This window comes from Flavobacterium ammonificans, assembly GCF_020886115.1.
GTDB lineage: Bacteria > Bacteroidota > Bacteroidia > Flavobacteriales > Flavobacteriaceae > Flavobacterium > Flavobacterium ammonificans.
The window spans coordinates 591,096-605,644 of record NZ_AP025185.1 but is presented as its reverse complement, the minus strand read 5'-3'; the positions used below and the strand labels follow the sequence as shown (position 1 = coordinate 605,644).

The window sequence follows — 14,549 nt, the reverse complement described above, 5'->3', positions numbered from 1 at the left end:
GGTGGTAAGCTTGCTTTCGAGCGACTCGTCTATATTCTAATTTAGATTCCTTTTCTTACATACTATTGTCTAAACCCCTAGGCAATTCATATCATTAATTTATTATAAAGTATTTATGAAAAGTAAAAAAGGAATTGAATCAATTCAAGTAGTAATGAAGAAAATAATATTGGCAACTGCCTTATTGTTTTTTTCGACGGCTTTTTCTCAGACAGAGGTAAGCGTTCCATTTAGTAATGGGTTCATAGGCGTTGCTGGGAACGGACAATCAGCTAATACAATTAAGACTTTTGCTACACTTGGTATACAAAAGTTTTTTTTGTTCAACAGTCTAGTTCTTCAAGTTTTCGACTAGGGCTACAAGGGAACGATATTCCGGGAGCTGTTAGAATTCAATTAATTTCGGGACAAATAATTGATGTTCAAGGAGCTATAGTGTGGAGGCAAACAAACGGGAATACCGTTAAATCGTTTGCATTTAGACCCATTTCAATAACACCAATTAGTTTTTCATATTCAGGCGGGACATATGTTATTGACAATAACAGTTGTTTAATGTTGAATAAAATAAATGAACCAATTGTTTATACTGATAATACTTCTGAAAATGGAAATGCGGCAACAGGTCAAAATCTATTAAACGAATTAAATAATTATTTAAGTACTACTACTACTGCTGGAGTTCGACCTGCAGGACCTGTCACAGTTGCTTCTCAAACTACTTCAACTACAGCGCCAATAATTAGCGGGACAGTAACTTTAGTTAGTGGGCAAACATTTAATGTAACAGTAAATGGGGTTTTATATACTTCATCAAACGGTTTACAAGTTGCAGGAACAAATTGGACATTACAGTTGCCTACTTTAGCAACAGGGACATATTCGGTCGTTGCGACTATTACTAACACAGCAGGATATACTTTAAGTGATTCCACTAGTAATGAGTTAATTATTACAACTGCAGGAACTCCAACAATAGGTCTTTCAGCAACCCAATTAAACGCATTTTCTTCTTGCGCAGGTTCAGTTTCTGGCGTACAAAGTTTTTCAGTTTCTGGAACAAGTTTAACAACAAGTGTAGTTGTAACTCCGCCATCGGGATTTGAAATTAGTCAAACATTGGGGGGCACATATGCTGCATCAATTACTATTGCTGCCTCAGGCACATTAAATGCCACTCCTATTTTTGTAAGAATGAAAGCAAATGCAACAGGAACACCAAGTGGAAACATTACTGTGGTTTCAGGATCCGCTTCTGATAATGTTGCCGTATCGGGAACAGTCTCTTCATTACCATCTGTTCGCTTCAAGTTATCTGCTCCAGATGTAACAACTTCTGCCATTCAAGGCCAGACAGGATCTCTAACAGAAAATTTTAATTCATTCAATTTAGGAAATCTTGGCGCTACTGGAACATTTGCAGTGGGAGCATTTACCAGATCAAATACAGGATCGGTTGAGGTTAAGGCAAGTGATGTGTGGGGTGGAAGCGGTTCGCAATACTTGCAAGCTGTAAACTCAGGTGAAGTAAGCATTACGCTTACCGACCCTTCTCGTTATGTTGGTTTTTGGTGGGCAGCAGGAAACGCCAATAATAATGTTACCATTTATGGATCTTGCGGAGGGAATGAAATTCAGCTTGGAACTTTTACCGCGCAAACCGTTATTAACTTATTAGCAGGCTCAACTGTAACAGCCGTGAATGGAACATCATACAATACTTCTCTTTATAAGAGAGCTAATGCCGCGAATGAGCCCTTTGCATATATAAATCTTGAATTGGATGACCCAACAATTTATTTTACTCGAATTGTATTTGGTGGTTCAGGGTTTGAGTTTGATAACATTACTACCGCTGTAGGTTACGGAGCAGCTTCTTCTACTACTCCAGGAGCGCCAACCATCACCTCTATTACAAGAGGGACAGGAACAGCTACCATTAACTTTACCCCGCCTACTTCTAATGGAGGTCAGGCAATTAGCAATTACCAATACAGTATTGATGGCGGAACGAATTGGTTAACCTTGTCTCCAGCAGACATTACCTCTCCAATTGTTATTTCGGGCTTAAATGATGCTACAGCATATCCAATTCGCATTCGCTCAGTAAATAGCATTGGTGGTGGAACACAGTCCAATTCGGTAAACGCTACGACTTGTACACCACCCCAAGTAGCTGCAGTTACTAGCCAAACAGTATGTAACGGTGCACCTACTTCTGTGATTAACTTTAGTCCAGTAAATACGGCAGGCTATCAGTGGATGACACTTAATAGTATCGCAAGCGGTACAGCCACAGGAACAGGCCAAAATGGCATTACCGTATCTATTACTCAAGCTGGTGGCGGCCTTCAGGCTAACCCGAATGGAATGTTTAGTTCCGCAACATTCCCATCGATCTACAGTGTACCTACTACGGGGAATCAAATTAGAAATACCAAAGCAGGAGTCTTTACAGCCACATTTAGCCAGCCAGTAACGAATCCTTTGGTTGCTTTTGCAAGTGTTGGGAATCCAAGCACACCTGTCCCAGTAATTGTCTCGACTCCATTTACACCGATTTGGACTGATAATGCTACTGCCGGTTGGGGAACGACTTATGACTTACCCAACAATAAGTTTACTGGAAATGAAGGCTTTAATATTATTCGTATCGACGGTACAGTTTCCTCAGTAAGCTTTAACTACACTGTTGAAGAGTTTTACGCTACTATGGCTTTTGGTTTCGAAGACCAAAACACCACCTATAATTGGACAAATGACACACCCTCTATAGGATTGGCTGCTAGTGGAACTGGAAATATTCTACCATTTAACGCCATCAATACAGGAACAACACCTGTAGTGGCTACGATCACCGTAACTCCTGTAACGGGAGGTTGTGCGGGAACGCCAATAACATTTACCATTACAGTGAATCCTTCGCCTACGCTGTCTTATTCAAGCTCTAGCTATACTGCAGTAGCTGGCCAAGCGATTACGCCAATTACACCTACTACAAATGGCACGTCCTTTGCTATAAGCCCAGCTTTGCCAACAGGTCTTTCTTTTAATACAAGTACGGCTGTGATTAGCGGAACTCCGGCTCAGGTGGTAATTCCAGCAACATATACAATTACGGCGACACTAGCTTCGACTGGTTGTACTGTAACCACCACGCTTACGATTGGTGACCCAACCTGTAGCCCATTTGCGGCGGCAGATTTTCAACCCAATGGAAATGCTACCCTTTCAGGTAATATTTATACGTTAACCCCGAATCAAGGTAATCGAAACGGTTCGGCTTGGAATAAAAACCGTTTGTTCTTGGATCAAGATTTTGACATCAACGCCAGAGTTTATTTGGGTAATAGCGATGCGGGTGCGGACGGTATTGCCTTTGTTCTCCAGAATCAGTCCCTTAATGCTGGGTCTTCAGGAGGAGGATTAGGTTATGCGGGTATCACCCCTTCTTTTGCGGTTGAGTTTGATACCTACAACAACGGTTCTATTGAACCTATTCAAGACCATATTGCCCTAATTGCCAATGGAAATGCAGCAGGTGCTCATAACACCTATTCAACCCCTTTTCAAGTCCAAATGGAAGATGGACAATGGCATACGGCTCGATTTGTATGGGATGCTAGTACAAAGAATTTTCAAGTATGGTACGATGGTACCAGAAGACACAATATTACCATAGATTTAAAGGAAGACATATTCGGCGGACGCTCTTATGTGTATTGGGGCTTTACTGGAGCAACAGGTGGCGCTACCAACCTTCAACAAGTTGAATTTACCTCTTACTGCTATGTACAACAGGTAGGAGTGACTGCACTTGCGGGCACAAACAACCCGAATGCTTCTTTGGCATTGTGCGAGGGAGCAACTGTTCGTCTTCAGGCAAGCATTTCTTCAAGCTACCAATGGTTCAAAGATGGTGTAGCCATATCCGGTGAAACAGCAAGAGAATTAGTAGTGGCTACTGCCGGTGCATATACCGTAGAAGCGATTACTAATCAAAACACCACTTTATCCGAAGTGGTAACGGTTAGCGTGATTCCATTGCCAGCAATCGCCTATTCGGCAAGCTATAGTTTTGAGCGAACAAAAACGATTAGTAGCGCTTCACCAACTTCTACCGGAGGTACGGTGGCAACCTATGCAATTAGCCCAACATTACCTTCTGGATTGACATTCAATACAAGTACGGGGGTGATTAGCGGTACGCCAACAGCAGTAAGTGCTTCTCAAACTTATACGGTAACGGGTACTACGGCCACGGTATCTTGCGTGGGTACGACTACATTTACCTTAGAGGTATTCAATGCGGTAGCGCCGAGCTCTTTGAGTTATTCCCCAGCTACACAAACGGTACGCCAAGGAACTGCAATTACACCAATGACTCCTACCATTTCTGGTGGAGTACCTACTTATACCATTTCTCCAGCACTTCCCGCTGGTCTAAGTATTAATGCAACTACAGGTGTAATATCTGGAACTTTGACGGCTACGCAGACTGGTTCTGTTACCTACACTGTGACAGCTACGAATACAGGTGGAAGTACGACCGCTAATGTAACGCTAGTATTCAATACTGCACCAACCAATATTGGGTTAACTCCTGCTGCAGTAGCTGAAAATTCAGCTTCTGGGACTACTGTAGGCACCTTGAGCGCAACAGATGCCGATACGGGTGATACATTCACCTTTGCTTTGGTATCAGGAACAGGGGGTACAGATAATGCAAGTTTTAGCATTTCTGGAACAACCCTAATCACTGCAGCTGTATTTGATTTTGAAACGAAGAGTAGTTATTCAGTACGAGTACGTGTGACAGATGCTGGCGGCTTGAGTTTTGAGAAAGCAATAACCATTTCGGTAATTAATGTAGACGAATCGCCAATATTAAGTTTGCCACAAAGTAGTTATTCAGGGACAATAAACGTAGCACAACCAACCATTACGGTATTAAATTCAGGTGGGGTGGCTGATTCGTATTCAATTTCTCCAGCACTACCTTCTGGTCTATTGTTTAACACTTCAACTGGTATTATTAGTGGAACTCCAACAGTAGCATTACAAAGTTCAACCTACATTATTTCTGGAACTAATTCAGACGGAACTGGAACAGTGTCATTTAGTTTGTTTGTGGATTTAGATACTGACGGAGATGGGCTTGGAGATACTATTGATCCAGATATTGACGGCGATGGTTTAACTAATGCAAGAGAGAAAACTTTAGGAACCAATCCATTCAATCCAGATACAGATTTTGACGGTGTCTCTGATGGAGTTGAAGTAACCGCAGGATCTAATCCACTTAGAGTAGACACAGATGGTGATGGTATTACTGATAATGTAGACAATTGTCCAACAGTAAATAATCCAGGTCAACAAGACATGGACGGAGATGGTATTGGAGACGCATGTGATTCCGACCGAGATGGCGATGGAGTTAGTAATACTTCAGATAATTGTCCAGACACACCAAATAGAGATCAAGCTGACAGAGATCGCGATGGAAAAGGAGATGTTTGTGATACTTCTGAGTTAAATGTATCTCAGGCTATCACACCAAACGGAGACGGCATCAATGACACATGGGTAATTTATAATATTGAAAACCACCCAGGTTCAACGGTACGAGTATTTAACAGATGGGGTAAAGAAGTCTTCTATTCAAAAGATTATAAAAATGATTGGGATGGTCATTATAGAGACTATAAAGAAAATCTTCCATCATCGGGCTCTTACTTCTACCAGATTGATTTAGGCGGAGACGGCATTATAGATGCTCAAGGTTGGTTATACATCACAAAATAAAATAAAGAAACATGAAAAAGATTCAAAATATAGCAGCCATAGCACTACTTTTAGTTAGTAGTGCTGCTATGGCACAACAAGAGAGTGTAATTTCGTTTTACCGTCAACACATGAACTTAGTCAATCCTGCATATGTCGGCGTTGATAGTATGTCATTAGCTTCAAGTTCTTTGAGAAAACAGTGGACTGGAGTTGATGAAGCTCCAGAGACACAAACGGTGTCTTTTGGTACTCCTTTAGGAAGAAATTTAGGATTTGGTATGACTGTGATTCACGACAGAACCTTTATAGAGAAACAAACCTATGTTAGTGTTGATTTTTCATATAAAGTAAAAATGAGTCCTACGGCAGATGTTTATTTTGGTATAAAAGCTGGAGGAAATACATACAATGTCAATGCGACAGGACTAGAAACCTACAATATTGTATCTGATCCTGCACTAGGAGCTATTAGCAATTTCAATCCAAACATTGGTGTTGGAGCATTGTATAAAGAAGGAGCCTTATATGTATCGCTATCTATACCAAGATTACTAGATACGAAACGCGCTACAAATGATTTAGGTTATGCAAGTGTAACTACTGATAGACCACATATTTATTTAAGCGCAGGCTATGATTTTCCAATTAATGGAGAGTTTTCAGGATTGGTTTTCCGTCCATCGACTATGGTTCGATATGTTAATGGAGTACCGGTTTCTATTGATTTGACGGCGATGTTGCAAATAGAAAAAAACTTTGAAATTGGCGGAATGTACAGAACTGATAGGGCTTATGCGGCAATGAGTACGATTCGATTGAGTAAGCGATTTGTTTTTGGTTTTGCTTATGAGATGAGTTCGCAACCTACTTTAGCAGCGGCAAGAAACACAAACGAGATTTTGTTGCAGTTTCGATTTTAAAAGTTGTAATTATTATTTTCATAAAATCCCCTTTTGTTTTAAAAGGGGATTTTTTTATTCGGTAAACAAGGCTTTTAGTTCGGTAGCTTCGCTGGGTTTCATTTTGCCTGCCAACACTAAACTGAGTTGCTTGCGGCGTAAGGCAGCATCATAACGTTGTTGCTCTAATTCGGTTTCAGGGATAATGCCAGGAACCTCAACAGGTTTTCCGGTGGCATCTACAGCAACAAAGGTATAAATGGCCTCCATCGTTTTGGTTTTGTTACCCGAAGAACGGTCTTCTATCCAAACATCAATGTAAATTTCCATGGAACTGTTGAACGAACGTGAAACTTTGGCTTCAATGGTCACTACACTTCCTAAAGGGATTGATTTAGTAAATGCCACATGATTCACAGATGCGGTTACACATACATTGCGAGAATGTCGTTGTGCTGCAATACTAGCCGCTCTATCCATTCGGGCGAGTAATTCTCCACCAAAAAGGTTATTCAAATGATTGGTTTCACTTGGCAAAACCAAATCGGTTAAAATCGCTAAAGATTCAGAAGGCGTTTTTGGTGTCATTTGGATGTATTTAGTTGAGCCAATATACGGCCATTACGGCAGGAATAAAATAAATTACAATAGTTCTCGCTCCGTCATAATCTTTGGCTAAACGCTGTCCTACTAAAAGCATTAATAGGGTGATACAAGAAAAAACGGCTCCGTAATAACCAAAAATTCTGCCGCTATTTAAGAGCAATTCAATCACTCCAACGCAGCATAAAATAGCCGAAATCAATTCTAAAACGAGTACATGTAAAAGTGCTAAAGGAACATGGTTTTTCAAAGGTGTTTTAGCAAAATGTCCAGATAACCAAGCAATATTGTCTTTCCAATTGAAAAGTTTGTCATAACCAGATTGCAAAAAGGTGATCGTTAAAAACACCAAAATAAGGATAGAAGCAGTATTATTCATAAGGACTATTTTTTATGTATTAATCGAGTTAATTTTATAGACAGATCAGTCAAAATAATCTTAGCATTACCGTTGCGTTCTATATGGTACATCGCATCGGACAATTCTTTGAAAATTTCTTGAATATTATTTCCATTCACAAATGGCGCAAAATTAGCCAATTGAAATTTTTCCACATTCGGTTCTAAATACACCAAACTAGGGCTTTCATAGTTAAGCAATAAAGCTTGGCGAAACATTTCGACACAAAAGGATAAAAATTTCTTTTGCGTTTCTCTTCCCAATCCAGCCACTTCATCGCTCCATTGAATTAAATCTTGAATCGCAGCAGCATTGCCTTTTGCTTTAAAAGCCGCACGAACCCAAGTAACAAACCACTCGTCAAAAGGATAACTTTCGTCATCGTTTTGCAATAAATGCAAGGCTTTATTGAAATTTCCTTGTGCTTGATGCGCAATAGTGGCAGCCAATTTTGGGTCAATTTGTTTTTGGTTAACCAAAGCCTCTGCAATAGTGTTTTCAGGCAATCCGCCAAAGTGAAGCACTTGACAACGAGATCGAATCGTTTGAATAAGATCTTCTTCTTGCTCCGTTATCAGAATAAATATGGTTTTTTCAGGCGGTTCTTCAAGAAGTTTAAGTAATTTATTAGAGGCAGGAGTATTCATTTTATCTGCCATCCAAACAATCATAATCTTATAACCCCCCTCATATGATTTTAGGGATAAGGTTTTCAGAATTTCTTGTGCGTCATCAACTCTAATTTCACCTTGTTTATTATTCACCCCCAGTACAGTGTACCAATCAAATAAACTGCCGTAAGGGTTTTGAGTGACAAATGCGCGCCAATCTCCAATGAAATCAATGCTTTTTGGCTTTGTTTTTATATCCTCAGTAGCTACTGTTGGATAAACAAAATGCAAATCAGGATGCGATAATTTATCAAACTTTAGGTTACAGGATTCATTTTCCCCATTATTTTCCCCGTTTGTATTGTTACATAAAATGTATTGGGCATAGGCAATAGCCATTGGCAATGTTCCGCTTCCTTCGGGACCAACAAACAATTGCGCATGAGGAATTCGCCCCAAACTAGCGCTCTTAGTCAAGTGACTTTTAATGTATTCTTGCCCTAAAATTTCTGAAAATTGCATAAAGCAAAGATAAGAGAAAATGATGGAGGCCAAAATTTTAGGTTCTAAACTTTTACTTTCAAGCGCCTATTTTTCAAATGGAACATCTAGCTTCTATTCTAAAATAGAATGATTTAGAATGGAATAACACTAACCGACTTCCCAACACAAACGCGTTTTTGAAAGAGTCGCCTTTTAAAAACCCAATTATTTTTCGAGTAGAACAATTGAAATTTCAAAAAAATGTATACTTTTATATCCTTGAAGTAGTTTCCCCACCTGCTTTTAAAGATTTTATAACATAAAATAAACATAATGAAAGCAAAAGTATCCCTTATCTGTACGCTTTTTTTGTTCCTATCAGCTATTGCTTTTGGACAAAAAAAAGTAATTCCTAAAAGCATTATCCAACGTAGTGCGTTAATCAGCAAGTACCATGACAACAAAGAATTGTCGTCAATGCCCAAAAAAGAACTTCTAGAGTTGTGCATTGAAAGGGCTTCTGTAATTACCAAAACTTTACCCTATGTTGCTTTGGCAACAAAACCTGGAGTGACATTAGTCGACCTTGGCATTCCTGATGAAGCAGACTATAGAAAACTGCTCGATACTCAAGAGGAAGCTACCTTTTCGTATCTAGAAACGACCACTAATTTTCAAAGAAAAATCCTCCCTTATGCAGATAAGAATAAGCTTATATCTGCTATTTTATTCTATGAAAATTTACTCAAATCGCTACACGAATTTGAAGAACAATAGGCATTAAATTTCCTTTTGTATAAGGATGGTTTTGTAAAGAAACCAATTGTTTCATTTTATCCCAATGCACCATGAAAAATTTTGCACTAACTATAGTCGTATCACTGTTGGTTTATTCTAACGGTACCGCCCAACAAGAAAAAGGAATTATTGGATTTAATAGTTGGCTGAATAATTGGACGGAGTTCAAGCCCAATAAATCAGAATACAACGAACCCAATCAAATCATTACAGGTACAATTGCAGTTGACTCTAAATTGTATAAAAAAAATGTGTATTTGTTAATGGGTAATGTATATGTAACCAATAAAGCAAAATTAACCATTGAACCTGGAACAGTGATCATTGCTGATGCTGAATCTAAAGCATCATTGATTATAACCAAAGGCGCGAGTATTCATGCAGAAGGCACAGAAACTGACCCCATTGTTTTCACTTCCAGTAGAAGCATTAGAAAAGCCGGTGATTGGGGAGGAATTTTACTTTTAGGCGATGCGCCAATTAATAAATTTGGAAACTCTGCCTCAGCTAATTTTGATTTGGATGCTGCTTTTACAACCTATGGAGGAAGTAATAGCGCAAGCAATTCAGGTATTTTACGCTATGTGAGAATAGAATTTGCTGGCGCCAAAGTAAAAGGCTTTGGCAATTTTAACGCCTTGTTTTTAGGCGGGGTGGGCAATCAAACCAGTATTGAAAATGTAATGGTAACCAGCTCAGGCGGAGATTCTTTTGAGGTTTTTGGTGGGGATGTCGTTTTGAACAAACTGATTTCGTACAAATGCAGTAGTAACGATTTCAAATTCAATTATGGCGCTCAGGTAAATATTAAAAACTCATTGGTGATTCGTGCGTCCTATTTGCAAAGTAGTTCAGGATCTCGTTGTTTCTATGCGTCTTCCTATGATAAAAAGGAAGAGGTAGATTTCAGTAAGAAATTAACTTCAATAACAGCAACAAATTTGACCTTAGTGAACAATAGTCAAAATATAAAATTAGATATGGGACAAGGCTTGGTCCGCGAAGCTATGTTCATCGCTGAAAACACGAATGTTGATTTTAAACGAACCGTAATTTCTGGATTTAATCCTGCGATAATTTTGGATGAAAAAATTACGATTAATGACGAAAATCTTAAAAAATTGAAATTCCAAGAAATGTATTTCAACGCTTGTAAAGGCAATATTTTTTTAGAAAACAATTCAAATAATGAGGATTTAGAAAGTTGGTACGGCAATGCTTCTTTCTTTAATGTGTATTCGCAAGGAGAAAATATAGAAACATTTATTGATCCATTTAATGATAAACGCCCTGATTTTAGATTGAATATTGGTAAAATAACCGCTTCCAAAAATGATTAACTAGTCCCAAAATGCTAATTGAAAGTATCCTAAATACCACTTCTACTTTCAAAAAAGCTCATTTACAATAGAATTGATAAAGCCCCCTACTATGATTCTATCTTTAAATAAGTTTTTTTGTATGCTATTGTTTTTGGCTTTGCCAATAACAAGGACAATTTATGCACAAACGATCAGTCCGCAAAGATTGGTCTTTTCAAGAATTTGTGCAGGTAACTTCAATGGTTTTGACGCCACCTTCAACCATTCAGGGTTTATAGCGGGAACCGAATTTGAAGTGCAACTTTCCGACCCTAACGGTAGTTTTGATAATCCGACAGCTACCACAAAAGTTGCTACTACTACAATTTCATCTTCCCAAAAACGAATCCGATTTGCCATTCCGTCCACGCTTGTTGGGTCAGAAAATTACAGATTGAGAATAAAGAGTTCTACAGGTTTTTTAAGTGCGCCTTTTCTCAATGCAGCTTCAAACAATTCGTTTCCGGTTTATTATAAATCGTTTGAAAATTCGTTTTCGATCAATAAAAAAGAGAATGCCGCTTCTTTATGTCCTGGCGGAATAATTGCTATTCCCATTGACAACACCACGCCTACTATTCCGGCTTCTTCTCCACTAAATTATTCCAATTTAAAATACAAATGGTATCAAAACAATGTGGTTATAGCTGGAGCAAGTTCGAGTACGCTTTCTGCTTCTGGTGTAGGGACTTATTATGTCGAAATTGATTATGGAAGCTGCTCTGATGCTAATTTTAGTTCAAATCGAGTGACAATCACTCCAGCGGCTATTACCACGGCGACTATAATTTCCAGTCAAGGAAATCCTTTTTGTACGGCTAATTTGACTACAGTCTTGAGCACTCAAAAAGGGAATTCCTACCAATGGTTTAAAGACAATGTAGCGCTATCTGGAGCTACCAATCCTACTTTTGAAACCAATCAAGCGGGAAATTATGCGGTGAATGTCAACTTTGGCGGCTGTGAATCCAAAGCCAGTATGGATTTAAAATCCATTTCAATTCAAGGAAGTTTAAATGAGTCGAGCCCAATTCAACTTGTTCCCAATACTACTACCACGGTTTCGGTTAGTTCGGATAGTGTGGATCCAATTTATGCGTGGTTTAAAAACGACAATCCAATTACGAATGCTACTTCAAACTCTTTGGTTTTGAGTGAAGAAGGAAATTATAAAGTAAAATTGACCCATCCCACTTGCCCTGTTTCGGCTGAAATTCCGTTTGAAGTTCAATTTTCAATTGATCCGAACATAAAGGAAATCCCCAATTTAATTACGCCCAATAATGATGGATTTAATGATACTTGGCAGCTACCCTTGCAGTATACTGCGGGCAATAATGTAGAAGTGGTAATTGTAAGCCCAATTGGGGAAGAGGTGCTGCGAACAAAGGAGTATAAGAACGATTGGCCAGAAAGTAGCGCTAGTTTAAAAACCAGCCATTCAGTATATTATTATTGGATCACATCGCCTAACGAATCAGTAAAAAAGGGGTCAATAACCCTAATTAGATAAAATGAAAAATTATCTTGCAATAGTTCTATTTTGTTGTTTTCAGCCCCTGTTTGCGCAGTCGGAGGTGGTGACTTCTTTTGCAATACACATTCGGAATTCATTAAAATTCAATCGCTTTCTACTTCATCCTGCTTTTTCATTTGTGCGAGAACAAGCGCCAGTGGTCACTTTTTATAACAAGCGCCAGTGGGTAACTTTTGAGAACGCGCCACAAACCTATTTAGTAAGTTACTCCGGAAGATTTTTACAAAATGAAGGAATAGCAGTAGGCTTGTTTCAGCAAAATGAAGGAGTCTTAACTACTTTTGGCGCGGTAGCTAATTTTGCTCATAATATTGAATTACAGTGGGATAGTAATCTAACTTTTGGATTGAATTTAGGCTTTTACAAAAGTGGCTTGAATGCCTCTAAAGTGATTACGAATTTTCCAGATCCTCTTATAGAAACCTTTCCCTCTAACTCTTATTTTGTATTGAATCCAGGCATTAATTACGGCACTTCCTTTCTTGATTTTGGGGTGTCAGTGAATAATTTTTTGGTCTACAATTTAAGTACGTCTGAACTTGTAGTTGACGATCCTGAAAAAAGTGTTTCGGTTCATTTGATGCACACAGGCTATATAGAGGGGAATGGTTTTTTTGATAAAAGTAAATTCTCGGGATTACTACGGTCTGAATTTAGAAAAGATAAAATCGGTATTTCTGGTTTGGCAATGCTAACGATACCTAATGGGGTTTGGACACAATTAGGATACAATACCATTTTTGGAATTTCGGGTGGTTTAGGGGTTAACATTAGTCAATCGATTGCTTTGGAGTATAATTATGAAAGAGGATTAGGCAATTTTACCAATTTTGGAGCCTCGCATGAAATAGGTTTTGCTTATAAATTCTCTAACCGCAATTCGAATTATGACGAAGACGATTTGGGTTCCATTATCCCTCCGGCTTCTGAGAGAGGGATTGCCTATTCAAAACCAAAAGCAGTTCAAAAACCAAAAGAAAAGACGGCGCCAGTAGTTTTAAAAGAGCCTGTTCAAGAAAAGCCAATTGCGGTTGTGAAACCTTCACGCGACACTATCGCCCCACCAAAACAAGTGGTTGAATCGTTGGTTACAAAAGATGCGATTGTGACTACATCTGCTTTGGCGAAAGCCCAGCCTCAAAAAGACACAACAAAGGCAATCATGCCAAAACCTAAAGACAGAGAATTTGTTGCGATTGATAATTTAACAGCGGTATTGGCGGTGACCAAAACCAAGCAGGATAATTTATTGAATCGATTAACGGTTACTATTGCCCAAAGAGAAAACGATTTGGCACAAATGAAACAAGAAAATGATTTGAGCGAACAAGGAATTTACACAGAACCCAAACCTTTTAAAAGCAGTGCTCTAGAAAATAGCGAATTAGAATTATTACAAACTGAAATTACGGCTATTGCCAAAGAGCAGAAAGATAAAATTAGAGAATTAGAAAACGCCTATTCTGAAAAAATGAAAAAAGGCAATGAGCAAGATGAAATCTTGTTGAAAGAATATGCTGCGACTATCCAAAATTTAAAAGAGGAACATCTGGCAGCAGTGCAAGCGAATGCTGATTTGAATCGTTCCTTAGAGCAGATTAAAGAAGCTACTGAAATTGAGAAAAAACGCCGCATAAAAAGGGCTTCTTTTGTGAATGTTGACGGTCGTTTAGCCCAAGATATCGCTACGTTGAAACGAATTAAAGAAACTACAGTATTGAGTACAGTACCGCTGAAACCGAGTGATTTTGATTCAGGTGAAGTTCAGCCTGATGTACAAATCATTAAAGGCAATAAAAATGTGTTGCCGGGCTATTATGTAGTCATTGCAGTGCATAACGAAGTGGCTAAAAGAGATGAGTTTTTAACCAAAACAGTAGCTTCAGGAGAAGCTAATGTGAACTTCTTTTACGATGCTAATTCAAGTAAATATTTTATTTACTACGAATCATTTGAGACTATAGAAGCTGCAAAACAAGCGTTAAATAAAAAAGGAAGTGCTCCATATAATGGCGCAATGACTATTGTTAAAATGGAAAAATAGAGGGAATAATTGGGTTTTTTTTTCTC

The 14,549-nt window shown here is 38.6% G+C and carries 10 protein-coding genes; 7 read left to right on the top strand and 3 right to left on the bottom strand.

The genetic code is table 11. The features are described from left to right. Positions 1 to 115 precede the first annotated feature (115 nt). From LPC20_RS02645 to LPC20_RS02635, 3 genes are all read left to right on the top strand, one after another. Positions 116 to 355 (top strand): hypothetical protein, encoded by a 240-nt coding sequence (locus LPC20_RS02645; RefSeq protein ID WP_229326230.1) that lies wholly within the window; start codon positions 116 to 118, stop codon positions 353 to 355. Between the two features lie 200 nt (positions 356 to 555). Beyond that, entirely contained in the window at positions 556 to 5,805 is a 5,250-nt protein-coding gene (locus LPC20_RS02640; protein ID WP_229326228.1) for a lectin-like domain-containing protein, read from the top strand. A gap of 11 nt (positions 5,806 to 5,816) precedes the next feature. Continuing rightward, positions 5,817 to 6,707 (top strand): PorP/SprF family type IX secretion system membrane protein, encoded by an 891-nt coding sequence (locus tag LPC20_RS02635; RefSeq protein ID WP_229326226.1) that lies wholly within the window; start codon positions 5,817 to 5,819, stop codon positions 6,705 to 6,707. A gap of 54 nt (positions 6,708 to 6,761) precedes the next feature. Here the strand turns inward: LPC20_RS02635 and LPC20_RS02630 are convergent, their stop codons facing one another. The 3 genes from LPC20_RS02630 to LPC20_RS02620 are packed head-to-tail and all read right to left on the bottom strand — an operon-like array spanning position 6,762 to position 8,822. Continuing rightward, positions 6,762 to 7,274 carry an acyl-CoA thioesterase gene (locus LPC20_RS02630; RefSeq protein ID WP_229326224.1) on the bottom strand — a complete coding sequence of 171 codons (513 nt, stop codon included), beginning with the start codon at positions 7,272 to 7,274 and terminating at the stop codon, positions 6,762 to 6,764. A gap of 10 nt (positions 7,275 to 7,284) precedes the next feature. Then, positions 7,285 to 7,668: a DoxX family protein gene (locus LPC20_RS02625; protein WP_229326222.1), complete on the bottom strand. Its 384-nt coding sequence runs from the start codon at positions 7,666 to 7,668 to the stop codon at positions 7,285 to 7,287. Between the two features lie 5 nt (positions 7,669 to 7,673). Next, on the bottom strand, positions 7,674 to 8,822 hold the full coding sequence (locus LPC20_RS02620; RefSeq protein ID WP_229326219.1) for a DNA polymerase III subunit: 1,149 nt from the start codon (positions 8,820 to 8,822) through the stop codon (positions 7,674 to 7,676). 294 nt (positions 8,823 to 9,116) lie between these two features. Here LPC20_RS02620 and LPC20_RS02615 point away from each other — a divergent pair, with 294 nt between their 5' ends. From LPC20_RS02615 to LPC20_RS02600, 4 genes are all read left to right on the top strand, one after another. Beyond that, positions 9,117 to 9,560: a hypothetical protein gene (locus LPC20_RS02615; protein ID WP_229326217.1), complete on the top strand. Its 444-nt coding sequence runs from the start codon at positions 9,117 to 9,119 to the stop codon at positions 9,558 to 9,560. 71 nt (positions 9,561 to 9,631) lie between these two features. Beyond that, positions 9,632 to 10,921 (top strand): hypothetical protein, encoded by a 1,290-nt coding sequence (locus LPC20_RS02610; RefSeq protein WP_229326215.1) that lies wholly within the window; start codon positions 9,632 to 9,634, stop codon positions 10,919 to 10,921. 91 nt (positions 10,922 to 11,012) lie between these two features. Continuing rightward, entirely contained in the window at positions 11,013 to 12,455 is a 1,443-nt protein-coding gene (locus LPC20_RS02605; protein ID WP_229326213.1) for a T9SS type B sorting domain-containing protein, read from the top strand. Between the two features lies 1 nt (position 12,456). Further along, complete coding sequence (locus LPC20_RS02600; RefSeq protein ID WP_229326211.1) at positions 12,457 to 14,523, top strand: PorP/SprF family type IX secretion system membrane protein; 2,067 nt, start codon at positions 12,457 to 12,459, stop codon at positions 14,521 to 14,523. Positions 14,524 to 14,549 lie beyond the last annotated feature (26 nt).